This window comes from Streptomyces sp. NPDC097981, from assembly GCF_040302565.1.
In the GTDB taxonomy this organism is placed as follows: domain Bacteria; phylum Actinomycetota; class Actinomycetes; order Streptomycetales; family Streptomycetaceae; genus Streptomyces.
Genome location: NZ_JBEORW010000003.1, coordinates 221377 through 245532, shown reverse-complemented (window position 1 = coordinate 245532; position 24156 = coordinate 221377). Strand labels below are relative to the sequence as shown.

At 72.8% G+C, this 24156-nt stretch carries 20 protein-coding genes and 1 pseudogene; 6 read left to right on the top strand and 15 right to left on the bottom strand.

The features are described 5' to 3' along the window. Window positions 1-13 precede the first annotated feature (13 nt). The 3 genes from ABTY04_RS04450 to ABTY04_RS04440 all read right to left on the bottom strand — a co-directional run bounded on the left by ABTY04_RS04450 (window position 14) and on the right by ABTY04_RS04440 (window position 2660). Window positions 14-784 carry a hypothetical protein gene (locus ABTY04_RS04450; RefSeq protein WP_352211790.1) on the bottom strand — a complete coding sequence of 257 codons (771 nt, stop codon included), beginning with the start codon at window positions 782-784 and terminating at the stop codon, window positions 14-16. 356 nt (window positions 785-1140) lie between these two features. Beyond that, window positions 1141-1362 carry a hypothetical protein gene (locus ABTY04_RS04445; RefSeq protein WP_352211881.1) on the bottom strand — a complete coding sequence of 74 codons (222 nt, stop codon included), beginning with the start codon at window positions 1360-1362 and terminating at the stop codon, window positions 1141-1143. 113 nt (window positions 1363-1475) lie between these two features. Beyond that, a complete protein-coding gene (locus tag ABTY04_RS04440; protein ID WP_352211789.1) occupies window positions 1476-2660 on the bottom strand; it encodes a helix-turn-helix domain-containing protein in 1185 nt (394 codons plus the stop codon). Between the two features lie 135 nt (window positions 2661-2795). Here ABTY04_RS04440 and ABTY04_RS04435 point away from each other — a divergent pair, with 135 nt between their 5' ends. The 3 genes from ABTY04_RS04435 to ABTY04_RS04425 all read left to right on the top strand — a co-directional run bounded on the left by ABTY04_RS04435 (window position 2796) and on the right by ABTY04_RS04425 (window position 5352). Next, entirely contained in the window at window positions 2796-3374 is a 579-nt protein-coding gene (locus ABTY04_RS04435) for an HD domain-containing protein (protein ID WP_352211788.1), read from the top strand. Between the two features lie 703 nt (window positions 3375-4077). Continuing rightward, window positions 4078-4806, top strand: coding sequence for a hypothetical protein (locus ABTY04_RS04430; protein ID WP_352211787.1), 729 nt, complete (start codon window positions 4078-4080; stop codon window positions 4804-4806). Between the two features lie 219 nt (window positions 4807-5025). Next, window positions 5026-5352: a hypothetical protein gene (locus tag ABTY04_RS04425; RefSeq protein WP_352211786.1), complete on the top strand. Its 327-nt coding sequence runs from the start codon at window positions 5026-5028 to the stop codon at window positions 5350-5352. Window positions 5353-5528: 176 nt separating this feature from the next. On the opposite strand, the gene fxsT is transcribed toward ABTY04_RS04425, so the two are convergent. The 7 genes and pseudogenes from fxsT to ABTY04_RS04390 all read right to left on the bottom strand — a co-directional run bounded on the left by fxsT (window position 5529) and on the right by ABTY04_RS04390 (window position 18230). Next, the gene (gene fxsT / locus ABTY04_RS04420; RefSeq protein ID WP_352211785.1) at window positions 5529-8534 is read right to left on the bottom strand and encodes an FxSxx-COOH system tetratricopeptide repeat protein; all 3006 of its coding nucleotides are present in this window, start codon (window positions 8532-8534) and stop codon (window positions 5529-5531) included. Window positions 8535-8598: 64 nt separating this feature from the next. Next, window positions 8599-9855: an HEXXH motif domain-containing protein gene (locus tag ABTY04_RS04415; protein ID WP_352211784.1), complete on the bottom strand. Its 1257-nt coding sequence runs from the start codon at window positions 9853-9855 to the stop codon at window positions 8599-8601. 419 nt (window positions 9856-10274) lie between these two features. Further along, a pseudogene (locus tag ABTY04_RS04410) lies at window positions 10275-11513 on the bottom strand (FxsB family cyclophane-forming radical SAM/SPASM peptide maturase); the annotation flags it as partial. 126 nt (window positions 11514-11639) lie between these two features. Next, the gene (gene fxsA, locus ABTY04_RS04405) at window positions 11640-11834 is read right to left on the bottom strand and encodes an FxSxx-COOH cyclophane-containing RiPP peptide (RefSeq protein WP_352211782.1); all 195 of its coding nucleotides are present in this window, start codon (window positions 11832-11834) and stop codon (window positions 11640-11642) included. A gap of 110 nt (window positions 11835-11944) precedes the next feature. Next, on the bottom strand, window positions 11945-15106 hold the full coding sequence (locus tag ABTY04_RS04400; RefSeq protein ID WP_352211781.1) for an SAV_2336 N-terminal domain-related protein: 3162 nt from the start codon (window positions 15104-15106) through the stop codon (window positions 11945-11947). 6 nt (window positions 15107-15112) lie between these two features. Beyond that, window positions 15113-16123: an AAA family ATPase gene (locus tag ABTY04_RS04395; protein WP_352211780.1), complete on the bottom strand. Its 1011-nt coding sequence runs from the start codon at window positions 16121-16123 to the stop codon at window positions 15113-15115. A gap of 25 nt (window positions 16124-16148) precedes the next feature. Beyond that, window positions 16149-18230, bottom strand: coding sequence for a VMAP-C domain-containing protein (locus tag ABTY04_RS04390; protein ID WP_352211779.1), 2082 nt, complete (start codon window positions 18228-18230; stop codon window positions 16149-16151). Between the two features lie 132 nt (window positions 18231-18362). Here ABTY04_RS04390 and ABTY04_RS04385 point away from each other — a divergent pair, with 132 nt between their 5' ends. Continuing rightward, window positions 18363-18548: a DUF6104 family protein gene (locus tag ABTY04_RS04385; RefSeq protein ID WP_010061466.1), complete on the top strand. Its 186-nt coding sequence runs from the start codon at window positions 18363-18365 to the stop codon at window positions 18546-18548. A 127-nt stretch (window positions 18549-18675) separates the two neighbouring features. On the opposite strand, the gene sodN is transcribed toward ABTY04_RS04385, so the two are convergent. Next, window positions 18676-19071 carry a superoxide dismutase, Ni gene (gene sodN, locus ABTY04_RS04380; protein ID WP_008741558.1) on the bottom strand — a complete coding sequence of 132 codons (396 nt, stop codon included), beginning with the start codon at window positions 19069-19071 and terminating at the stop codon, window positions 18676-18678. A 172-nt stretch (window positions 19072-19243) separates the two neighbouring features. Between sodN and sodX the strand changes: the two genes are divergently transcribed. Continuing rightward, complete coding sequence (sodX, locus tag ABTY04_RS04375; RefSeq protein WP_352211778.1) at window positions 19244-19663, top strand: nickel-type superoxide dismutase maturation protease; 420 nt, start codon at window positions 19244-19246, stop codon at window positions 19661-19663. Here sodX and ABTY04_RS04370 read toward each other — a convergent pair. Next, on the bottom strand, window positions 19567-20196 hold the full coding sequence (locus ABTY04_RS04370) for a CGNR zinc finger domain-containing protein (RefSeq protein ID WP_053784645.1): 630 nt from the start codon (window positions 20194-20196) through the stop codon (window positions 19567-19569). The two genes, sodX and ABTY04_RS04370, sit on opposite strands and share 97 nt — an antisense overlap. A gap of 81 nt (window positions 20197-20277) precedes the next feature. Here ABTY04_RS04370 and ABTY04_RS04365 point away from each other — a divergent pair, with 81 nt between their 5' ends. After that, the gene (locus ABTY04_RS04365) at window positions 20278-21033 is read left to right on the top strand and encodes a class I SAM-dependent methyltransferase (RefSeq protein ID WP_352211777.1); all 756 of its coding nucleotides are present in this window, start codon (window positions 20278-20280) and stop codon (window positions 21031-21033) included. Between the two features lie 102 nt (window positions 21034-21135). Here the strand turns inward: ABTY04_RS04365 and ABTY04_RS04360 are convergent, their stop codons facing one another. From ABTY04_RS04360 to ABTY04_RS04350, 3 genes are read right to left on the bottom strand one after another with little or no spacing between them, the layout of a single operon-like run. After that, the gene (locus tag ABTY04_RS04360) at window positions 21136-21903 is read right to left on the bottom strand and encodes an amino acid ABC transporter ATP-binding protein (protein WP_053691788.1); all 768 of its coding nucleotides are present in this window, start codon (window positions 21901-21903) and stop codon (window positions 21136-21138) included. Next, window positions 21900-22850, bottom strand: a complete 951-nt coding sequence (locus ABTY04_RS04355; protein ID WP_352211776.1) for an amino acid ABC transporter permease — start codon at window positions 22848-22850, stop codon at window positions 21900-21902. The genes ABTY04_RS04360 and ABTY04_RS04355 overlap by 4 nt, the downstream gene beginning before the upstream one ends. A gap of 39 nt (window positions 22851-22889) precedes the next feature. Beyond that, window positions 22890-23852: an ABC transporter substrate-binding protein gene (locus tag ABTY04_RS04350; RefSeq protein ID WP_352211775.1), complete on the bottom strand. Its 963-nt coding sequence runs from the start codon at window positions 23850-23852 to the stop codon at window positions 22890-22892. Window positions 23853-24156 lie beyond the last annotated feature (304 nt).

Below are 24156 nucleotides of genomic sequence, written 5' to 3'. Positions count from 1 at the left end.
GGTGCGGTCCTCCTCAAACCGGGTATGCAATCGAGCCCAGCGGCGGGCAGGGAATGAGCATGGTGCCGGCGCCGGGGCGTTCGACGAAAGCACGGGCCTCGGCGGCCCGCAGGCGCTGGGAATCCAGCCCGTCGGCGTGCCAGGCGTCGCGCCTGGCACGGTCGTAGTCCCACGAGTCGTCGATGAGACTGAGGCTGGTATTGCCGGAGCTGCGCTGGAACTCCGCTTTCAGGGCGGCCTGTTGGAGTGCGGTCTGGACCGCGGCGAGATCGATGCGGGTGATCAGGACGCCGGGGGTGTTCGGTTCCCGGGTCGGCATGGGGGCCTGCGGGAGCGGCGACACCCCGGTGTCGAGGCGGCCGATGTTGTCGACGGCCGCTGTCTGGGCGTCCTGCGACATGAGCTGCATTTCCTGGTGCAGCCAGAAGAACTCGTCGAGGTCGGCCTGGGTGATGCGCATCCGCTGGTACAGGGCCCGGAAGCGGGGATCGTCGTGCAGCGGACGTATGGGGGCGACGTGGAGCGCCACGCAGTCGTTGTAACCGGCTGCCACCGCGGCGTCGAGGTGGAAGATCGCCTGGTCCGCCTCTCCGCGCAGGACGGCCAGGACGCCGAGGCTCGCGTGGCCCGCGGCGACGAGCCAGGTGCCGTCGGGACCGAGCGCCGTGGCGCGCACGACGACGTCGTGGAAGCCCGCGGTGCCCACCGCGGCGGGACCATTGGTCATGACCTCCACCAGCAGTTCGTGAACACGGGCGGCCAGTGAGTTGACGGTGTCGACCATGGATCTCCTCGGACCTCGGTGGTGAAGAGCGTAAAAGGTGTTGGGTCTCTGACAACCCCCGTGTACATGACGGGCGGACGGGGTGAGCGGTTCCTGCTCGGGCCGGGCCGCGATCACGGCTGGCATCGGCTTCTGGGCCTGCTCGACCGCCGGTTGGGTCTTGGCAGAGGGAGAGCGTGTCGGCTCAGCGGCCCCGCAGCTCGGGGTGGTGGCGCAGGATCAGGACGTTCATGTCACTGACGCGCGAGCGGTCGCGCTCCACGTGGGCCTGGAAACGGGCCAGGACGTGCGCGGCGCACTCGGTGCAGTCACCCGGGGGGGGACCGGCAGCCGCGGGAACAGGTCGGCAGCCTCCACTACACGGCCTCGATGTTGGCCACGGCCGCGGAGATCTCCCGGCCGGAGGGGCCCCGCACGTACGCCAGCTCCACCCAGTGCTGACGAGCCGGTGTATCGGAGACGTCCTCCCGGACCACCGCCATGAGCTCCCCTTCGACGCCGGACGCGATATCCCGCACCCGCCGGTGGAGCAGTGCGTGAGGGACCTCCTCGAAGGGGCGGGGTACTGCTTCATGCATCACGGGGGTCTCACTCCCTGCCTCGTCTGCGGGTGGTGAGACGAGTGTGGGAGCACGACAAGGCCCCGACTATCACGACATATTGATAGTCGGGGCCAAGGCTTCGCACAGCGCTATGCGCCCAGCCAGGACCCGTACGACAGGAAGGAGTCGGGGAGTTGGCGGCGGGCCGCCTCCAGGCCCGCGTAGGTCTCGCGGACCGTCTGGTGGTACCGGGCCTGTTGCGGCGCGGACTTTCTCGCGTTCAACAGGTTCTGGAACGACCCGTCGAGGTCCCCCGTCCACATCTGTGCCCGGGCCAGCTCTGCGTAGTGGTGCGACCGGCGGGACTTGGGCCAGTCGGCCGGGATCGTCACGCTGCGGCCCGTCTGCGCGGCCCGCCCGTACTCGTCGAGCTCCGCGAGCACGCTGACGCGGTGTACCGCAACGTTTGTCGGTCCGAACGCAAGCCAGTGCGTACTGACGGCCTCGCCCGTGCCCACCGCGATCCGCTCCGCTTCGGCGAGGTGGCCCTCGGCCCGGCCTCCGTCCTTCGACCGGCCGGCCATCACCGCTGCGCCAAGGTGCAGCTGCCCCGTGACGACATCCCGTTCCCGGGACGGGTCCGCCTGCGTCAGGGTGCGCAGTCCGAGGTCCACCAGGCGCTCCCCGGTGCGGTACTCGCCGTCCCTGAGGTAGGTGAGGGCGCGCATGTACCGGTACATGCCGCCGAACACCGCGTCCGAGCCCCGCTCGGCCGCCCAGTCCATGCGGGCGAGGGCCAGTGCGGCGAGGTCGTAGTAGCCGAGCTTGCTGGCGACGTCGTAGGCGGTGCGGTACAGGCTGGCCAGCAGCAGCCACCGGTCCCGGCCAGGCGCCGCGTGGGCGGCCGTGGTCGCCTCTTGGATGAGTCCGGGGAGCTGGCTGGCGGTTTGCTTGATCTCCCCGGCCCGGACCGCGACGAGGAGGGCCTCGGCGTCGTCGGTGAGGAGCCGGTGCACTCTCGGGGTGATGTCCGGGTCGGCGCCGAGATCGTACACATCGAGGGCCTCGCGGATCGGCCGGATCAGGATGTCCAGCTCGTCGGCCCGGAGTTCGGTGGCGTACGGCTGTCCGGTGATCGTGTCGACGGACACCCGAAGTGCGCGGGCCACCGCGGCGATCAGGTGCGGGCTGGCCGGGATGACGCCCTGTTCGGTCTTGGTGTAGGTGCTGTACGGGACCTGGGACAGATCCGATACGGCCTGCTGGGTGAGGTGGCGTTCGAGGCGCAGGCGCTTCATGCGCGCGCCGGTGTGGTCGTTCGGTAGAGAGTGCATGCTGGCTCCCGTTCAGACTCGACACTTGAACGGTACCGGCACACGCCAGAATCCCCTTCCCGGTCCAACGGCCCATGCCGTTTTGGATGGCGCAACGGCCTCGGCGTGTGCGTCGAGACGTGAGAAGGAGAGACAGTGGCTGACGATCTGTCCGCGGTGGCGCGCTTCCTCTACGAGGCGGGCACGCTCAAGCACAGCCGCCGTACCGGTTGGTGGATGGCCGGCGTCAACACCCCCGAGAGCGTCGCCGAGCACTCGTGGCGGACGTCGCTGATCGCGTCGGTCATCGCGAAGCTGGAGGGCGCCGATCCCGCCCGTGCCGCGTTCCTCGCCGTGTGGCACGACACCCAGGAGACCCGGACCGGGGACGTCAACCACCTCGGGAAGAAGTACGCGCCGGCCGGCGACCCGCAGGCCGTGACCGCCGACCAGACCGCGGGCATGCCCGACGTGCTTGCCTCGGCGATCCGGGAGCTGGTCGCCGAGTACGAGGCGAAAGACTCACCCGAGGCGATCTGCGCGCGTGACGCGGACAAGCTGGAGTGCATGCTCCAGGGCATCGAGTACAAGGCCCAGGGCCACGAGAACGCGCAGCGGTGGATCGACAGCAGCCGGGCCCGGCTCACGACCGGTACAGGGCGGCGACTGGCCGACGAACTGCTCGCACAAGGACCGTTGGACTGGCTGCGGAACGCCCTCGGCGAGAAGGCCTGACACCATGGATGGCCATCCGCTCACGCACCCTTGGGGCGCCCAGCCCCGGACGGCCGTCGGACGCCGTCGACGAGGAGCGCGTAGCGATCGGATGCGATCAGTGACTCCTGATGGGCTGCTGGTCGCTGTTTCGTGCGGGTAGAGCCGCCACCGACCCGGAAGCCCATGGCGATGTGCCCCGGGCGGGGATCTGCCCGGGTCGGGCCCGCATCCTGACGGGCCGGGGTGGTGGCCCTTGAGCGGATGCTGCCCCCGGGAACCGGGCAGCCGATCCCTGAACTGCCCGCTCATGGCCCTCTGACCCGTGCCGTTCTTTTGGGGGTTTCCCGGCAGTCCTTGTCTTTCCGGGGTGGGACGGTCGGTCAAGGGTGGCCGCAGGCCATCGCGGAGCGACGCGACCGCAGGGAGCGCCCTTGACGGGCCGGCCCGCACCGGAAGGACGATGGGACTGACGGGAAACCCCCGAGCCCTCCCTGATCCGGGATGACGGGATGCCGCACCCCGAAGTCGGCACCCCCACAGCCGGAAGGCCCGGGCCAGCCGATGATCTTACCGATTTCTGACGCACCCTCTTGGGACGCCCACAAGTCCCCTGTTGCCTCTAGCGTGTTCGTACATCCCCGAGTGCGACCGGTCGGCGCAAGCCGCACCCGATGCCGATTCGACTCTGGGGAAGCCCGAAATTTCGTGAGAAGGCGGAAAAATGATGGTCGAGACGCTTCCCCTCTGCGCTTACCCGGAGTGCACCAACCACCCCGAGGCGCCGACGCCCGGCAACCCCGAGCCCCGGTACTGCGCTCACCCCGACCACAACGCGCTGGGCGCGTTCCGCAAGTTCCGGGCCAAGCGGCAGCAGCGCAAGGACGAGAAGCGCCAGGCGGCCGAGGCCAAGAAGGCGGCCAGGACGGCGCCCGCCGCGGACGCCCTTCCCATCGAGCGGACGATGGAGTCCGCGATGGAAGCCGCTGTGGAAGCCGCGATGTCGGGCATGGACGGATCCGGCCCTCGCGCCGACCTCGTGGCACTCATCTCCCAGCTGTCCACGGACCTGCCGGGCTACATCGAGGAACTGGCCATCATCACGGACTCGGCCGCCGCCGAGGAACGCATCCGGACCGTGACCCAGGCCGCGGCCCAGCGGACCCTGGACGCCGAACAGCGCACCGCACTGGCGGAGGAGGCCGCGGACATGGCCGTCGCCCAACTGGACGTGGCCAAGCACCGGTTCGAGGAGGAGGCGGACAAGATCCGCCAGGAGGCCGCGCAGCAGGTGGCGGACGTGGCGTTCGTACGGGCCGAGCTGGAGCGCTACCGCGAGCGGGTCGCCCAGCTGGAGGAGCGACTCGACACGGTACGCGAGGAGGCGGACACGGCCCGCCGGGAGCGCAGCGAGCTCGCACGGCAGGCCGAACAGCACCGGTGCGAGGTCTGACGACCGCCCCCGAACCGCCAGGATCGAGACAACGGCGACGGCGAGTTTCAGCCTCAGGGATTTACGGATCAATGCGCCGATTAGCCAGAGCTCCGCCGATGCGCCTCTCACGCACTCACAGGCCGGTCCATTCACATGTCGCAGCACAGAATCACCGCAACTGGAGGAAACGCGTCTCGAACCGTCAAGCGGACCACCAGGCTGGCAACGGTCGCCGGGATGGTGGCAGCTGTCAGCGCGGGAATGGTCGTGACCGCACCTGCGAGCCAGGCGGCACCGCTCGCGGCCTTCCGCCTCAGCAACTTCTCGGCAACCATCGCGAACGTCTGCGTCCACACGGACGTCGCAGTGAAGTGCTCGGGAAACATAGCGGCAGGAAAGAGCACGGTTTACAAGGTGGAGTACAAGGGGCCGCAGCACTGGTACTGCACTTCGACCGCGAAAGGACTGACCGGCGCCGCCAGCACTCCTTATTTCAGCCGGGACGACGTCAAGGAATGCGCGGAGGTCGGCAACATTTTCGGAGCCAGCATCCAGCTCAAGTGACCACCACCGGGGTCTCCGAAAATCGTCTCCGCCTCATATTACGGCCGAGCAATCGGGATAACTCCAGCGCCGTCGTCACATCGAACGACGGCTGAGAATCCCGCCGCCCGGCCTCATGGCCAGTGCCGCCACGAGACCGGGCGCCGGACGCAACCCAGGCGTACCGCGTCCGCCGGCTACGGCTGCGGCTCGAAGTCCCAGTACGGGCGGTTCTGCTGGCGGGCCGAGACCGTGTGGACGTGTTGGGGGCCCAGGGTGCGGGTCAGGGCCTTGATTCCCGCGTCCTCGTGTTTCTGGGCCTCCACGTCCTCGCGGACCGAGCGGAGGTCCGCCGCCAGGGCGATCTGGGCGCTCAGGGTCATCGGGTGGTCCGGGCCCAGGACCTGTTCGCAGCCGCGGAGGGTTTCGCGGCTCAGGTCCAGGGCGTCCGCGAGGCGGCCCGTGATGTTGCGGTGGCCGGTGGCGTTCAGGGCGCAGCCCAGGGTCCACGGGTGGCGGTCGCCGACCGCGCCGCGCATGCCGACCAGGGCCTGTTCCGCCAGGTTGAGGGCCTCGACCCGTTCGCCCTGTGCGCGCAGGACGAGGCCGAGGTTGCCGACCGTACCGATGCTGTACGGGTGGGCCAGCCCGAGCTGCGTCTGGTAGCCGCGGACGACCTCCTCGGAAATCCGGCGGGCCTCGCCGATGTCCCCGTACTCCCGCAGGTAGGTGGCGTAGTCCGAGGCCACCATCAGCGTCCAGGGGAACTCGGCGCCGAAGACCCGGGTGGAGCGCTCCAGGACGCTGCGCAGCCTGGCCCCGGCGCCGGGGATGTCCCCGGAGCGGCGCAGGCACATGCCGAGGTTGTGCTCGGCGCGCAGGGTCTGGGGGTGGTTGACGCCCAGCACCTGGGAGTTGAGCTTGAGGCCCTGTTCCTGCCGGGCGAGGGCTTCGCGGTAGCGGCCCATCAGGCGCAGCCCCATCGCGCAGCCGATGCCGGAGGAAAGCGTGGCGATGTGCCGTACGCGCAGGACACGTTCGCGGCGGCGCAGGGTGTCGAGGTCGGCGTCGTAGGCCTCCTGGTAGCGGCCCAGCAGCCGGAGCGCGACGGCGACGTTGTTCTCGGCGTTGAGGGTGGTGGAGTCGTCCTCGCCGAGGAGCTCGCGGTAGCGCGCGAAGGCGTGCTCCAGCAGTTCGCGGGCCTGCTCGAACTTGGCGGTGGCGAGCAGCACCCCGGCGTACGTGCTGGTGGCGCGCAGGGTCTCCAGGTCCCGGTCGCCCCGTTCGGCGAGCATCCGGTCGGCGACCGATTTGGCGAGGATCTCGGCGCGCTTGAAGTGCCCGAGCATCCGCAGGGCTCCGCCGTAGTGGTAGCTGAGCTCGCGGACCTGGTCGTGGTGGTCGCCGAGCATCGTGCGCCACACCGCGTCGGTCTGTTCGGCGAGCCGCAGGCAGGTGCGGTACTCGCCGGCGAGGATCAGGTAGCGCAGGCAGTGCAGCAGGAAGGTCTGGATCCGCGGGTTGCTGCTGGTCAGCACGCCGGCGGTCTCCAGATGCGGGATCAGCTCGGCGTAGCGGGGCCACAGCCGGGAATCGGAGGGCCGGCCCGGGTCGGCGGCGGCCAGGACCTGCCGGACGGCGCGGGAGAGCGGCTCGGCCTCCTCCTCGGAAAGGTTCTCGCGGACGATCCCGTGCACCATGCGGTGCAGCTGCACCGTCTCCAGGCCGCCGCCCTCCTCCACCGACAGGTCGGAGTATTCGAGGCGGACGACGGAGAACTGGACGAGCTTGTTGAGGGCGGCGTTCCACCGGATCTGGTCGTTGATCAGCCCGGCGAGCTGCTCGGGCACGTCGTCGGCGGGGAACTCGCGCAGCAGCCGCAGCGGCACCGGCCCGGGGGCGAAGAACACGAACAGCCGCAGCAGGGCGAGCGCGTCAGGAAAGTTCTCCCGGACGTTGTTCAGCAGTATCGCGAGGGCGGTGGGAAAGGGCAGCGGGTAGTCGTCGGAGACGGTGACGGCCTCCCGGGAGTCCAGTCGGCGCTGGAGCAGGCCCAGGTAGTCGCCCACCGTCAGCGGGGAGTCGGCGAGCCAGCCGGCGGTCTGGTCGAGGGCGAGGGGGTAGTCCTCCAGGGCCTCGGCGAGCTGGTCGGCCTCCTCGCCGGTGAGCCGGCGGGCCCGGCGGCGGATGAAGGTGACGGACTCGGGCCGGGCGTACAGCGGGACTTCGACGAGGCTGGTGTGCCGGGAGGCCCATTCGCGGTTGCGGGAGGTGATGATGACGTCGCCCGCGCCGGACGGCAGCAGGTCGGTGAGGTCGTCGGGGTTGTCGCAGCCGTCGAAGACCAGCAGCCAGCGGCTGTACGGGGATCCGCGCCGCAGCGCCTCCAGGACGGACCGGATCTGCTCGCCGTAGCTGCCGGCGCCGCGCGGCAGGCCCATCGCCGGGGCCAGTTCGGCGAGCCGCTCGCGCAGGGTGGGCCGGTCCCCGGCCGGGACCCACCACACCACGTCGTACTCGGAGGCGAAGCGGTACGCGTATTCGGTGGCGACCTGCGTCTTGCCCACCCCGGACAGCCCCAGCAGGGTGACGGTCGACGCGCCGGGCGGGGCGTCGACGAGGGCCGCGCGCAGCCTGCCGATGACGTCGTTGCGGCCGGTGAAGCGCGGGTTGCGGCGCGGGACCCGGCCCCAGATCTCGGGCGGGTCGTTGGGGAAGCGGGGACCGCGGCGGCCGGAGTCGGCGCCGATCCGGTCGGTGGGCAGTTCGAGCCGGCGCAGCACCCGGTACTCCGCCTCGTACGCGTCCAGGCCCCACAGGTCGGTCTTCTCCAGCACGGCGACGGCGCTGGGCAGCGGGGCGTCGGTGAGGCAGACGGCCGCGAACCGGTCGGGATGGCTGTCGGTGACGGTGCGCAGCGCGGTGTTCCACTCCTCGTCGGTGTGGGTTCCGGCGGAGAAGTAGCGCTCGCTGAGGATGAGCAGGACCCGGCTGCCGCTGCGGGCCAGGTCGTCGAGGGCCGGGGCGAGGCCGGGGCTGGACTGCGGGTCCCAGCGCGCGAGGGCGACCCGGTGGCCGTGCTCCTCCAGGCGGTGGGCGATCCACACGGCCCAGGGCCGGTTGAACCCCGCGAAGCTGATGACGAAGCGCTGTGGCTGCGCGGCTCCGTCGCGGTCTCGTTCCTGGCGAAGTCCGGTGGTCATGCGGCCGTCTCCCTGGAATCCGGGCGATGGACGGGGTTGAAAAGGTACCGCAGCGGACGGCCCGTCAGCCCTGCGCGAACGGGGCGAGTTCGGGGTGCCGTGCGCACCAGGCGCGGCGTTCCAGGTCGACGGCGCGGCGGGCGACGGCGTGCTGGTCGCCGGGCGGCGGCAGCTCGTCCATGGCCCGTTCGGCGGCGGCCATGGCCGCGGTGAACTGCCGCCCGGCGGTGGTGAGTTCGGGGCACCGGTGGAGTGCAGGGAGGACGGCGGCGACCTGGGCCCGGATCCGGGCGTGCTGGGCCCAGGCGCCGCGGGCCCCGTAGAGGGCGGCGCGCTGCCAGTACCCGGCGAGGGCCAGGTGGGCGTACGCGCCGTGCAGGAGTCCCTCCAACGGGCGGGGGTCGCTGCGCCAGGGGGCCCAGTGGCGGGGCGTGCGGTCGGCGGTGTGCAGGGTCAGGACGTCGGCGAGGGCGGCGAGCTTGCCGTGCTGGACCTCGTGGACGAGGGTCGCGGCCAGTGCGGGCGGGGCCTGGGTGCGGGCGAGGACGGACCCGGCGGCCGCGGGCAGGGTGGCACCGCTTGAGCGGGAGCCGCCGCCCAGCGGGACGACGGAGCGCAGCAGCAGGCCGATCTCCTCGGCCCGGGCGGAGTCGTACCGGTCGAGCAGGGTGAGGGCGCCGGACCACTGGGTGTCCCAGCGCTTGTGGCCCTTGGGGGTGAGCCGGCGGGCGGGCCGGACGGGCGCCGGGTGGGCGGGGCCGGGCGCCCGGTAGGGGTCGAGGTCGTCGAGGGCGGTACGGCCGTCGGGGAGGGTGTGCAGGGCGAGGGTGGCGGGGTCGTCGGGGTCCCAGGAGCACGAGGTGAGGGAGAACGGGCCGGGCCGGGCGGGGCGCAGCAGCCCGAGGGTGGGCAGGACGAGCCGGCCGTGGACGGGCCGCAGGGTCGCCTTGAAGGCGATTCCGGAGCGCAGGGCCGCGGCGACGGCGAGGGCCCCGAGGTGACCGAGGTCGGCCGGGGGCCCGTACGGGGCGTGCAGCCGGCGCAGGGTCTCCTCGGCCCACACCCCGGTGGCCGGGTAGTGCAGTACGTCGCGCACGGCGTCGGGGTCGTGCCGTTCGGCCTCTTCCAGCAGCGCCCAGTGCTCGGCGGACTCGCCGGACCGTCCGCCGGGGGCGGCGTCGAGCACCCCGCGCAGCAGGACGAGCCGCTTGGAGCGGCGGACGTCGCGGACCAGGCGGGTGCCGTCCGCGGAGGGTTCGGTGGAGGCGAGGGCGCTCAGGGTGGCCGAGGTGACGGTGAACCCGGTCAGGGGGGCGCTCATGAGGCGGCCGCCCGCGGGGTCGCCTGGCCGGCGGGGAACGCGCCGGGCGGGCCCGCGTCCTCGTCGGCGGCGCGCCCGGTCGCCCGGCCGGCGGTGCACCGGCCGGCTGCCCGGTCGAGGGAGGGACCGATTCCCGGGCCGGATGCCCGGCCGACGGCAGAGGGGCCGACGCCCTGGCCCGGCGCCCGGCCGACGGCGGAGGAGCCGACGCCCAGGTCGGATGCCCGGTCGGCCGCGGAGGGGCCGACACCCTGGCCCGGCGCCCGGCCGACGGCGGAGGAGCCGACACCCTGGCCCGGCGCCCGGCCGACGGCGGAGGAGCCGACACCCTGGCCCGGCGCCCGGCCGACGGCGGAGGGGCCCACGCCCGGACCCGCCGCCTGCGGGGTGGCCGTGACCTGCCGGGGCTCCCGCTGCCGGGGCACGGCCCCGGTGGTGGCCCGGTGGAGGGCGGCGGCTATGTGCCGGATGACGGCCTGGAGGTCGGCGCAGTACACGGAAGGCTGGCGGAAGCCCTCGCCGGCGCGGTAGCGGTGCGGGTAGTGGCCGCCGCCGCAGACCTCGACGAGCTCGCAGGAGCGGCAGCCGTCGGCGAGTGCCTCGCGGCCGAGCTGGCGGGCGGCGAGCCCGGGGTGGTCGAGGAACGCGTCGAAGCTGTGGCGCTCCAGGGTCATCCCGGTGGTGGCGGCGCCCTCGTAGGCGGATTTGAGCGAGTCGGCCTGCTCGATGCCCCCGTCGGTCTCGATCACGGCGGTGGCGGCGGGGGCGAGGCCGAGGGTCTCGGTGGCGGCGGGCAGTCCGAGCAGCAGGGCGATGATCTCCTCGAAGATCCGGATCCGGGTCCGCAGCACCCCGTCGTGCCACCAGCGTTCGAAGACGGCGAGGAGCCAGTCGGCGTACGGGGTGCCGGGCGGGTGGTGGCCCGGCGGCGGGGTGCTCCAGTTGGCCAGCGGCAGCAGCAGTCCGACGGCCGGCGGGGCGAAGGCGAGCAGGGACTCGTAGGTCTCCACCGGGTCCTGGGCGAGGTCGACGACGCAGAGCACCCCGGCGTAGCTCTCGGGGTGCCGGGCGAGGAGGCGCAGGCCGCGGGCGGCGGCCGCGAACCCGGGGCGGCCGGTGCGGTCCACGCGGCGCGCGTTGTGGGCAGGCAGCCCGCCGTCGAGGCTGACGCCGATGCGGATCCCGGCGGCGGCGAGCGCGGCGAGCCGGCCGCGGGTGAGCAGGGTGCCGTTGGTCTGGACGGTGGCGGTGACCCGGGTCCGCGGGGAGGTCCGGGCGAGGGCGGCCCGTACGGCGTCGACGGGGGCGGCCAGTTCGGCGGGAGCGGTGAGCAGGGGTTCGCCGCCGTGCAGGACGAGGTCGACGCGGGCCAGGCCGTGGGCGGCGGCGTGCTCGGCGATGCGGTCGGCGGCGCGGGCGACGGTGGCCGGGGACATGGCGGCGGGCTGGCCGCGCCAGCCCTGGTCGGCCATCTCGTACACGTAGCAGTAGGTGCAGGCGAGGTTGCAGCGACTGCGGGTCTTGAGCACGAACTGCCGTATCGGATGGGGCCGGTGGCCCGCGGCGCGCAGCGCGGGCACGTCGAGCCGGGCGTACGGCCAGGGCGCGTGGATCCGATGGGAGGGCAGCACGGCGTCGCTCGTGTCGGTCTGCCTCATTGCCTGTACCTCCCGCGCCGCGGACGGTCCATCCCTGCCCGGCGGACGGCACCGGCTAACGGCGGAAACGGGACAACCGCGGCTGCTCTGCGTGGCCTTGGGAATGCGGTGCGTGAGGGGGCCGGGTCAGGCGACTCCCGAGTCGAAGGCGTTGAGGATCTCGGCGGGATGGGTGACCCGCTCCACCATGCCTTCGATGACCCGGGCGAGCACGGGATGGTCGATGCCGCGCAGTGCGGCCAGGTCGCACCCGGAGAGGTCCGGTAACTGCGCGGGACAGGCGGAGGCCGCCGTTTCCGCTTCCTGCTGCCGAGTCACCATGGGCTGCCCGTCCCCCTGTTGAGTCGCGTGTCCGGTGGTCCACTGCCTTTTTCCCGGAGGCGGAGCACCCAATCCGGCCCGGCCGGCGTCCGGGGCGCGGGGCCCGGACGTCACAGCCCCGCCTCCAGGGTGCGGACCCGGGACCGCAGGGCCTCCCGCCGGTCGGCGGCCGGCTCGCCGAGCCGGGTCCACAGCTCCACCGCCGAGCGGTACGCGTCCAGCGCGGCCCGCGGCCTGGCCAGCCGTTCCAGCACCTCCCCGCGCAGCTCCTGCACCCGCGCCGCCAGCTCCACCGCGATGTCCCGCCGCTCCTCGCGGTCGGCGGCCAGCGCGGCCCGCCAGGCCCGCCGGTAGGAGTCCGCCGCCCGGTCGAGCCGGTCCAGCGCCCGGGTGTGCGCGTGGATCTCCTGCTGGACGTCGCCGTGTTCCCGCCAGGCGCGGGCCTGCTCCAGCGGACTGCGGCTCTGCCGGACGGCCAGCTCCAGCAGGTACTCCGCCTCCCGCAGGTCCACCACGTCCCCCTCGTACCCGTGGCGCAGCCGCAGCCCGGCCGCGAGCCGGATCAGCCGCTGCGCGGAGCGGGGGTCGGACTGCGGGACCGCTGCCCGGCTGTCGCGCAGCACCCGTACGGCGGCCGAGGTGAACCGCCGCCCGTCGGCGGCCCGTGCCCGGTCCAGGAGTACGTCGCCCCACTCGGGCAGCAGCTCCCCGTAGGCCTCCCCGTCGCGGGGGATCAGCCGGCGGGCCCTGCCGTACGCCTCGGCCGCGTCCTCCAGGGCCGCCGGATCCGCGTCCCGCGCGTACCGGGCCCGGTGCACCCGCGCCAGGCAGACCAGTCCGGCCAGCCGCAGCTCCGGGTCCCCGGTGGCCTCGGCCAGGGCCAGGTCCAGCTGCCCGGCCGCCTCTTCCAGCCGCCCGGGCAGGTACCGCAGGGCCGTGGCCAGCTCCACCCGTACGCGGGCGGCCGCCGCTCCCGACGGCTCGGCGGCCAGGCCGGCCGCCAGGTGGTCGGCGGCCTCCCCGGCCAGCGCCGTGCGTTCCGCCGGGTCGGGGGTGCGGGGCAGCAGGGCGAGCAGGACCCGGCCGAGGGCCGGCCGGACCGCCGGGTCGGATGCGGGGCCGCCGGCGATTGCCTCCAGTGCGGACCGTGCTTCGCGCAGCGCGCCCGTGTCCTCGCGGAGCTCGCCGAGGCGGACCAGGGTCTGCGCCCGCCGCACCACGCAGTCCAGCCGCAGCCGCGGGTCCAGGTCCGGGTCCGGGGCGCCGCCGACGGCCGCGAACTCCCGTTCCGCCGCGGCCAGCAGCTCCGTGTCCGGCTCGGCCGCCAGGGCCCGCTCGTACAGCACCCGCCCGAGCACGGCGCGGGCCGGCGGCGTCCCGATCCCGGTGACCGCCCGCTCGGCCTCCGCGAGCAGTTCCGGGTCCCGCTGCCCGGCCCACAGCCGCAGCAGCACCCCGGCCAGCTCGCACTCCGCCTCGCCCGGCGGGTCCTCGGGCCCGGCGGGTGCGGCGACGGCCCGGCGCAGCACGGCGACGGCCTCGTACAGTCCGCGCTGCCCGCCGTCGCCTCCCTGACGGTCCTGTGCGGCGAGCCGGTCGCGGGCCGTGCGCACCGCCCAGGCCCGTCCGGGCGGGGGTGCGACGGGCTCGGCGACGGCCGGGTCCTCGGCGGGCGGGCCGGGCAGGTAGCGCCGTACGACGCGTGCCGAGACCTCGGCGAAGGCCTGCGGGAGCGGCCCGGCGGGGACCCGTTCCTCGCCGCCCTCCTCGACCAGCGGCGCCCCGGTCAGCTGGGAGACGGCCAGGGCGGGGAAGTTGCGCACGCCCCGCCCGAAGTGCGCGAGCACGTACTCGGAGCAGTGCTTGAGCACGAGCGCGGCTTCGTCGCGGCCGAGCGGCCCCAGCAGGACGTCCTGGACGCCGGGCACGAACTCGTACCACTGCCCCGAGGCCTGGCCGCGCCGCAGCAGCCCGCTCAGCAGCACCTCCGCCAGGTCCGAGGGCTCCGAGTCGGGCAGCATCGTGCGCTGCACCAGCCGCATCACGGGCAGGGTGAGCGGAGCCGCCGACAGGTACACCGCGAGCTGTACGGCGCGGGGCGAGGCGGAGGCCCGGAAGCGGCGGACCAGCTCGCGCGGCGGGCGGACGGCGCGCGGCGGCGGGACGGGCGCGGCGGGGTGGTCGGCGAGCACGCGGCCCACCTCGGCGGAGACGGGCCCGGTGCCCAGCCCGGCGACGAGGCGAGCCCAGGCGCCGAGCGCGGTGGCGCTGGGCGGCAGGACGGGGACGGTCAGCCCGCCGGCGGACCGCCCGGGCCGGGCCGGCCGGTCCGGGCGGAAGTGCAGCTTCCCGGGGCCGCCCTCGACGCGGGTCAGGGTGCCCCGCTCGGTCGGCAGCCAGCTGCGGTTCCACAGCCGCTGCGGCAGCGGCTGGACGACGACGCAGGGGGTGCACTCGGCCCACCGGTGCAGCAGCCGCTGGGCCTCGCCCTCGCGCCAGAGCGGTCCGGCGCAGTCGGAGACGACCATGGTCAGTGCCCGCCCGGTCGGGTCGCGCAGCTGGTCCCCCGAGCGCAGCCGGGTGCCGGGGCCGGGTCCGCGTCCGACGGCGGCGCGGCCGTCGGCGAGCCGGTGCAGATAGTGGATCTGCACGTCGCGGAAGGCGCCGAGGCGTTCGCACACGGACCGCAGTTCCTCGAACATGTCGTGCCAGACGGCCATCGACGGCGAGGCGTCCATCACCAGCCGTACGGTCGCCTCGCGCCGGCTCTCCGGCCGCAGCACCGGGATGACCAGCCCGAGGGCGCGGGCGCTGGCCTCGGCGGTGGCCGGCTCGTCGAGGACCAGGCGGGTGGGCGGGCCGGGCGGCCGGTGGCGCTGGAGGGCGCGCAGGGCCCGCTGGATCTCCAGTATCCGGGGCAGCGCGGCCGCCCCGGGGACGCGTACGGGCACTCCGGCGCCTCCCGGGAACTCGGCCGCCTCCTCCGCCACGGTCCCGAGGACCCGGGAGGCGTAGAGCCGGACCGGGTCCTCGGGCTCGGGCTCGGGCCGTACGGGCTCCTCCTCGGGCGGCGGCGCGTCGCCGGCGGTCCGCGGCCGCCGGGGCGGCGCCGTCAGGTCCCGTTCCGGGGCGGCGGGGCAGGGCGGGCCGATCCGCCCGGCCAGCCACAGGGCGTCGGCGAGCTCCTCGGCGGTGGGGTCGAGCCCGGCGGCGCGCAGCAGGGCGGCGAGGTCGCGGATGGCCGCGGGAACGGGTGGCCGGTCGGGGGACACGGGCCCTCACCTCGGGCGGTCGAGGCGCTGGATGAGCAGGTCTGCGAGGTCCTCCCGGGTGGGCGGGGCGGCGTAGTGGGTGAGGTAGATGGCGTTCAGCAGCTGGTCGGCGGCGACGAGTTCGGACTGGGAGCGGCTGAGGAACTCCCGGATGAGGTCGGCGCCGAGCTGGGCGGCCTCCTCGCCGAGGTGCGCGCGGACCATGGTGGCGAGCCGTTTCTCGCCGGGCTGGCCGAGTTTGAGCTGGATGCACCGGCGCAGCAGGGCGGCGGGGAAGTCCCGTTCGCCGTTGCTGGTCAGGATGATGAAGGGGAAGGCCCGGCAGCGCACGCGGCCGCCCTGGACGGTGACCTTCGCCCCGTCGTCGGTGAGGACCTGCACCTCGGGCTCGGTGTCGGCGACCCGTTCCAGCTCGGGCAGGGCGAACTCGCCCTCCTCCAGGACGTTCAGGAGGTCGTTGGGCAGGTCGATGTCGCTCTTGTCGAGCTCGTCGATGAGCAGGACGCGGGGCCGTTCGGTGGGCAGCAGGGCCGTCCCCAGCGGTCCGAGCCGGATGTACTTGCCGATGCCGGGCGCCCCGCCCGGTGCGCCGCCGCTCGCGGCGATCTGCACGTCCTGGAGCCGGGCGATGGCGTCGTAGCGGTACAGGCCCTCCTGGAGCACGGTCCGCGAGACCACGGGCCAGCGCAGCACCCGGCCGAGCCTCAGCTCGTGCGCGACGGCGTGCGCGAGGGTGGACTTCCCGGTTCCGGGGTACCCGGTCACGAGCAGCGGCCGGCGCAGGTACAGGGCCGCGTTGATGGCCTCCAGCTCCTCGGGCTCGGGCCGGTGCAGCTCGGCGGCCTGCCGGTGCGCCCCGAGGCGCCGCGCGACGTTCCCGTCGGCCGTGTCCGCCAGTCCCCCGGGCTCGCCCACGGGGCCGCCGTCGAAGTCCCGCCACGGCGGCGGTTCGGGCAGGGCCTCGATCCCGTCGTGGGGTTCGCCGACCCCCCGGTAGATGAGCCATTCCTCGTTCACGGCTGCTCCCTCCCCCTCCCGCCCGTCACAGGTCGCCCTGCAGCGGTTCGTCGTCGGGCAGCGCGCGGGTCGGGTCGTCCCATACGAGGGCCATCCCGTCCGCCCAGTACGCGTCGGGGTCGGCCCCGTGCGCGCGTGCCCGCAGTGCCTGGAGCCGGACCGGCAGCGGCGCTCCCCGCCCCGCTTCGGTCAGCTCCTCGCGCAGCCCGCGGTGGAAGGGCGCGCAGTCGGCCGCCGGATCGGGCGGTGGCCGCCGGGTGACGGCCACTCCGTATCCGGCGTCGCGGACCGCGTGCAGGGAGCCGCGGGTGGGCTCCTCGTCGGCGGCCCGGCAGTGCACGGGCACGGTGTTGTCCGGCAGCACGTCGAGCCATTCCGGCGCGGGGGTCCTGGGGCGCCCGCGCGCGCAGTCGGCCCGCTCGTCGAGCAGCGGCCCGCCCTGGACGCGCGTCCAGCGGTCGGCCCGGCGGTGCACGGCCTCGTCGTCGGGCGGGGCGGCGCCGCTCCCGGCCGGGTAGCGGAACACCACCGGCCGCTGGACGCCGAGGGGAGCCCGGCCCGCCACCGTCCAGGTGTCCACGGGCAGCCCGAACAGTTCGGGCGCGACGGCGACTTCGAGGAGGGCCGCCGCCTCGTGGGTGTCGCAGCGGCGGAAGGCCTCGGCGAGCGGGACCCGCAGCGCCTCCGCGAGACCCGCGCGGGTGGCGCGTACGCCGGAGTCCACCGGGGTCACCCGTCCCGGGTGGTCGGGTCCGGCGAGCACCGAGACTCGCCAGTCGTAGACGTCCTCCCAGCCGTGCGCCCAGGCCTCCAGCAGCACCGAGGGCCCCTGGGGCAGGCCGCCGTGCGGGCGGGCGTGCCCGTGGAGCTGCGGGGCCGCGCGGGCGCGCCGGAGCCGGTCGCGCCGGGCCAGGCCCTGCTCGTGGCGCTCGCCCAACTCGCGCCGCAGGGGCCGCCACAGCCGTTCGGCCGTCGCCCGTACCCAGTCCCACAGCTCTTCGTCGGCGCCCGGGGAGGGCGGCTCGCGGTGGTCGGCCACGCTCACGTCGGTCGCGTACCGGAGCATCGCGGCGGCCTCGCCGGAGCCGCCGGGCGGGTCGTGGAGCATGCCGAGCCCGTCGCGCCAGCCGAGCGGGGCCGGCAGGCCCGGGTCCGGCTCCTCGCCGCGGGCCGCCTCGACCAGGGCGCGGACGGCCTCCGAGGAACTCGGCGGGGGCAGTTCGGCGAGGAGCCCGCACAGAGTGGTGCGCTCGGCGGGGGTGAGCCGTCTGCGGCCCTCGTACGGGTCGCCGCCCGCCGGGAGCTCGTCGTGGACGTCGGTCCAGGTGCGGCGGCTGCCCAGATCGCTCAGGTGCTGGTCGTAGTGGTAGAGGTCGTGGGCCTGCATGACGCGGCGGTAGAGCCCGACCTGGCCGGTGGCGGTCAGCGGCAGGGTGCGTAACTGCACGACGGACACGGCGAGTCCGCCGCCGCCGGTCTGCCGGCGGGCCTTGACCACGCCGACGACCTCGCCGCGGGCCAGGTCCACGACCGGGCCGCCGGACATGCCGGGTTCGATCTCGTCGTCGTCGCCGAGGCGCAGGGCGGCGCCGCCCGCGGCGGTGCCGCGCAGCCGGGTGGTGCGGCCGGTGATCTCGGGGGTGCCGAGGTCCTCGGTGCAGCCGAAGTAGGCGACCTCGTCGAGGCGCGGTCTGCCGCGGTCGGTCAGCCGTACGCAGGCGTGCGTGATCGGTGCGAGGACCCGGACCAGCGCCAGGTCGGGCAGGTCCCACAGGGCGTGGCGGGCGGGCCGGCGCTCCTCCAGCCGCTCGGGCAGGACGCACTCGACACGGCCGGTGACGGTCCCGGTGGCGCCGTCGGCGCCGGAGGAGAAGGTGATGCCGAGCTCACGCCCCACGAGACGCACTGCCGCACCCCCTTCACCGACGACGTGCGCGCACGTCAGGACCCAGCCCGGGGCGATGAAGAAGCCACTCCCCCAGGTGGGACCGGTCCCATGGGGTGCATACCCGCCGGGGGCCGCGTGGACGCGCACGGTGGCCGCCTGGACGAGGGGTTCGAGGAGCTCGAAGGCGCGCGCGGTGCCTCCCGTGCGCCCGTCCTGCATCCCCCGCCCCCTCAGGTATGAGACAAACCAGGCTAGCGCCGGGTCCTGCGGGGCGGGAGGTCTCGCCGGGTATGCGGATTATCCTGGCGGGAAACATCCCCTGCACACCTTCATCACGGCACGGAGCCCGACTTGTACTTCACCGATCGCGGCATCGAGGAGCTGGAGAAGCGGCGCGGCGAGGAGGAGGTCACCTTCGAGTGGCTCGCCGAGCAGCTGCGCACCTTCGTCGACCTGAACCCGGACTTCGAGGTCCCGGTGGAACGCCTGGCCACGTGGCTCGCGCGGCTGGACGACGAGGACGACGAGGACGAGTAGCCCGACCACCGGTTCGAGCAGTTCGAACGGGGCGGGTCGTCCGCGCGGGGACGCGCGGTCCCCGGGTACGGCGAAGGGGCCCGGCCGGTGACGGTCGGGCCCCTTCGCCGTCGGGAGCAGGCCTGGATCAGGCGGCCTTGGTCTCCCAGAAGATGCGGTCGATCTCGGCGATGAGCTCAAGGGCCTTCTGGCCGGTCGCCGGGTCGTTCGACGCCTTGGCGGCCGAGAGGGCCTTCAGGGTGTCGTTGACCAGGGTGTGCAGCTGCGGGTACTTCTCGAAGTGCGGGGGCTTGAAGTAGTCGCTCCACAGCACCGAGACGTGGTGCTTGGCGAGCTCGGCGCGCTGCTCCTTGATGGTGATGGCACGCGCGCGGAAGTCGGCGTCCTCGTTGGCCTGGTACTTCTCCTGGACGGCCTTGACGGACTCGGCCTCGATGCGGGCCTGGGCAGGGTCGTACACGCCGCACGGAAGATCGCAGTGGGCGGAGACCTTCGCCTTGGGGGCGAAGAGGCGGGAAAGCATGGAGTTTGTCCTCCTCGTGATCGTCTTCTCAAGACGGGAGATTACTCCGTGGGAAAGCGGATTTCGCGAGCGGCCCCATGGGGTTGGGACAAAAGTCCAGGGTGGCGCCCGGAGCAGTGAGCGAATGTACGGAAGCGTGCGGCAGCATGCGCAGTGGGCGAGGAGGTCGCACATGACGCAGAGGAGGCGTGCGCGGATGGCGTTCGAGGTGCTGGAGGTGGCGGGGCCCTCGATGGTGCCGACGCTGCTGCACGGGGACCGGCTGGTGGTCCGGTACGGGGCCGCCGTGCGCCCGGGTGACGTGGTGGTGCTGCGGCACCCGTTCCAGCAGGACCTGCTGGTGGTCAAGCGGGCGGTGGAGCGGCGGCCGGGCGGCTGGTGGGTGCTCGGGGACAACCCGTACAACGAGACCGGCGACAGCACCACCTACGGGACGGTGCCCGAGGAGCTGGTGCTGGCGACGGCGGTGCTGCGCTTCAGGCCGCGCGCGGCGGATCAGAGTTCGCTGAGGGCGCGGCTGTCCTGGGCGGTGTCGGCGCTGCGGCCGCTCTGGCCGGACGCCTCGGCTTCCAGCCGTTTGCGGGCCCGGTAGGCGGCCACGTTGGCGCGGGTGGCGCAGCGGTCGGAGCAGTAGCGCCGGGAGCGGTTGGTGGAGGTGTCGAGGTAGGCGTTGCGGCAGGGCGCGGCCTGGCACAGGCCGAGGCGGTCGGGACCGTGCTCGGTGAGGTGGAAGGCCAGGCCGAAGGAGGCGAGCGCGGCGTAGCCGGCGGAGGCGTTCGAGGGGTGGTCGGCGAGGTGGATGTGCCAGTTCGGGCGGCCCTCGTCGTCGAGGTACTCGTGGCCGGACACCTGGGGGCTGACGGGGAACTCCATGAGCAGGGAGTTCAGCAGGTCGACCGCGAGGACGTGGTCGCCGCCGTCGGCGGCCTCGAAGACGGCGCGCAGCCGGCCGCGGACGTTGCGGAAGCGGGTGACGTCGGCGTCGGTGACCCGGCGGGCGGCCTGGACCCCGGTGCCGAAGAGGCCCCGGACGGCGTCCACGGAGGTGAGCGAATCCTTGTTGCGGGCCGGCTCCTCGGTGTTGACCAGGCGCACGGCATAGTCCGAGTAATGGGCCAGTTCCACTTGTAGTCCTTACGGCTGCGGATTAGTGTCTTGGGTAACGGCTAAGACGTATTCGAGGGTATTACGGCTGGAGGGTGGACGATGGCGCAGACCACGACCGACTGGCAGGCCTGGCAGGAGAGCTGGGACCGGCAGCAGGAGTGGTACATGCCCGACCGCGAGGAGCGGTTCCGGGTGATGCTGGACATGGTCGAGGCACTGGTCGGCCCCACCCCCCGGGTGCTCGATCTGGCGTGCGGTACGGGAAGTATCACGGACCGCGCCCTCGCTCGGTTCCCGGAATCCACCAGTACGGGCGTCGATCTCGACCCGGCGCTGTTGACCATCGCGCGGGGCCACTTCGACGGCGACGAGCGCGTCACCTTCGTCACCGCCGACCTCAAGGACCCCGACTGGACCGCGGCGCTCCCGTACGACACGTACGACGCCGTCCTCACGGCGACCGCCCTGCACTGGCTGCACAGCCCGCAGCTCGCCGTGCTCTACGGGCAGCTCGCCCCGCTGGTGCGCGAGGGCGGGGTCTTCATGAACGCCGACCACATGCCCGACCCGGCGACCCCGCGCATCAATGCCGCAGAGCGCGCCCACCGGCACGCCGGGATGGACCGGGCCCGCGCGGCCGGCGCCCTCGACTGGGCCGACTGGTGGGCCCTCGCGGCCGCCGACCCGGTGCTCGCCGAGCCGACGAAGCACCGCTTCGAGATCTACGGCGAGCACGCCGACGGGGACACCCCGGACGCCGCCTGGCACGCCCGGACCCTGCGCGGGGCCGGCTTCGCGGAGGCCCGCACGGTCTGGCGTTCGCCCTCCGACGGGCTGGTCCTGGCGGTGAAGTAGCGCACTTGTCGGAAAGTGAGAACTTCAGGGCATGAGGAAGGGGCGGTACGGGATTCCCGGTGTCGGGATTTCCGTACCGCCCCTCTCACGCTCCGTGTGCGGTTACAGCACCTTCGACAGGAACGCCTTCGTCCGGTCGTGCTGCGGGTTGCCCAGGACCTCGCGCGGGTGGCCGGACTCGACCACGACGCCGCCGTCCATGAAGACGAGGTTGTCGCCGACCTCGCGGGCGAAGCCCATCTCGTGGGTCACCACGATCATGGTCATGCCCGACTCGGCCAGGTCCCGCATGACGTCGAGGACGTCGCCGACGAGCTCCGGGTCGAGCGCCGAGGTGGGCTCGTCGAAGAGCATCAGCTTCGGCTCCATGGCCAGCGCGCGGGCGATCGCCACGCGCTGCTGCTGGCCGCCGGAGAGCTGCGAGGGGTAATTCCCGCCCTTGTCGCCCAGGCCGACGCGGTCGAGGAGCCTGACCGCGCGCTCGCGCGCCACGGCCTTGCTCTCGCCCTTGACCATGACCGGGGCTTCCATGACGTTCTCTATGGCCGTCATGTGCGGGAACAGGTTGAAGCGCTGGAAGACCATGCCGATCTCACGGCGCTGGGCCGCGACCTCGCTGTCCTTCAGCTCGTAGAGCTTGTCGCCCTTCTGCTTGTACCCGACCAGCTGGCCGTCCACGGAGAGCCGCCCGGAGTTGATGCGCTCCAGGTGGTTGATGCACCGCAGGAAGGTCGACTTGCCGGAGCCGGACGGGCCGACCAGGCAGAAGACCTCGCGCGGGGCGACTTCGAGGTCGATGCCCCGGAGGATGTGGGCGGCGCCGTACGACTTGTGGACGCCCTCGGCCTTGACCATCGGCTGAGCGGTCATCGCGCGACCTCCGTACGGCGGAACATGTTCAGGTTGGCCTTCAGACGCTGGAACGGCGTCGGAGGCAGGTTCCGCGTGGAACCACGGGCGAAGCGGCGCTCCAGGTAGTACTGGCCGACGCTGAACACACTGGTCAGGGCCAGGTACCAGAAGGAGGCCACGAACAGCATCTCCATGATGGCACCGGCCGTGTTGCCGATGTTCGACGAAGCCCGCAGGAGTTCCGTGTACTGCACCGCCGAGACCAGGGACGAGGTCTTCAGCATGTTGATGAACTCGTTGCCGGTCGGCGGGATGATCACGCGCATCGCCTGCGGCAGCACGATCCGGCGCATGGTCTTCGACTGCGGCATGCCGAGCGCGTGGGCGGCCTCGGTCTGGCCCTCGTCGACCGACTGGATGCCGGCCCGGACGATCTCCGCCATGTACGCACCCTCGTTCAGGCCGAGGCCCAGGAGGGCGACCATGAACGGGGTCATGACGTCGACGGTCTCGTTCTTGTAGATCGGACCGAGGTTGATGTACTGGAAGATCAGCGACAGGTTGAACCACACCAGCAGCTGCACGTACACCGGGGTACCGCGGAAGAACCAGATGTAGAGCCAGGAGACGGCGCCCGTCACCGGGTTCTTCGAGAGGCGCATCACCGCGAAGACGATGCCGAGCGCGAGGCCCAGCGCCATGGCGGAGACGCTGATGATCACGGTGTTGCCGAGACCGCTGAGGACCGCCGGGTCGAACAGCTTGTCGCGAACCGTCGCCCAGATGACGTTGCCGTTGGCGAACGCGTAGGCGATCCAGCCCAGCAGCGCGACCACGATCACGCCGCTGACCCAGCGGCCGTAGTGCCGCACCGGGATGGCCTTGATTGCCTCGTACGGGGTGCCCGAGGCGCCGGGTCCGGCCGGCTCGTTGTCGGCCGGACCCTTTTCGATCTTGTCAGTCACAATGACTGCCCTTCAAAAATGGAGCGTGGAGCGAGGGACTTACTGACCGGCGTTGACCGTCGCGGACTTGACGGCGCTGTCCTGCACGTTCCACTTCTCCAGGGCCTTGGCGTAGGAGCCGTCCTTGATGGCGGCGTCGAGGGCCTGCTTCAGGGCGTCGCGGAGCTGGTTGTTGTCCTTGCTGACGCCGATGCCGAAGAGGCCGACGCCGCTCTGCTGGCCGGCGATCTCGAAGTCGTTGCCGCCACCGGAGGTCTTCACCGTGTAGGCGGCGACCGGGTAGTCGTTCAGGTCGGCGACGGCGCCGCCGGCCTTGACGCGGGTCTGCGCCTCGGCGTCGGTGTCGAAGGCCTGGATGGTGAGCTTCTTGTCGCCGCACTTCTCGGCCTGGGCCTTGAAGGCGTCCTCGTAGGTCGTGCCGCGCTGGACGGCCACGGTCTTGCCGCAGAGGTCGTCCATGGACTTGATGCCCTCGGGGTTGCCCTTCTTGACGAGGAGCGAGAGGCCGGAGGAGAAGTAGTCGACGAAGTCGATCCCCTTTCCGATCTTCTGGCCCTTGTCGTCCAGGCCCTCCTGGCGCTGCTTGTTGTCGGTGATGGAGGACATGATCGCGTCCTCGCGGCCCGTGTAGATCGAGGTGATCAGGCCGTCGAAGGTGCCGGCGGTGAACTGGAACTTCACGCCGAGCTGCTTGCCGAGCGCCTCGGCGATGTCGGGGTCGACACCGACGATCTTGCCGCCCTCGACGAATTCCATCGGGGCATAGGCGGAGTCCGTGCCGACCTTGATGACACCGGAGTCCTGGATCTTCTTCGGCAGGGCCGAGAAGAGCGGGGCGGAGCTGTCGGCCTTCGAAGTGCCGCCCGACGGGGCCGTCGAGGAACCCTTGTCCGTCTGGTCACCACAGCCGGTGAGGATCAGGGCTCCGGCGACCGCGATCGCGCCGACCGCGGCGATCCGGGACCGGGCGGCGGTCGTACGACGAGTGGTGCTAGCGGTCATGAGCTGGTTCCTCCGGCTGGCTGGGGAAAGCATCCGAGAGCGGTCGGGCACGCACCTTCGAGTGTCGCGACCTCGTGTGATTACGGCATCTTGCCATTCGGACTGACGCATTCAGGCAGTTCGTCAGGTCAAAATCGGATAACGGGTGAGTGGGGGTGCCCAACAGGACTGCGGGATGGGGCCTCCACCGCCGCAGGAACCGCCGTGACCAGGCCCTTTTGACGGACTATTTGCGGTCCGTCTCGCCCATTGGACAGACCCGTTTGGACCTTTCACCGAAAACAGGACAAGAGGTCTACAGTCG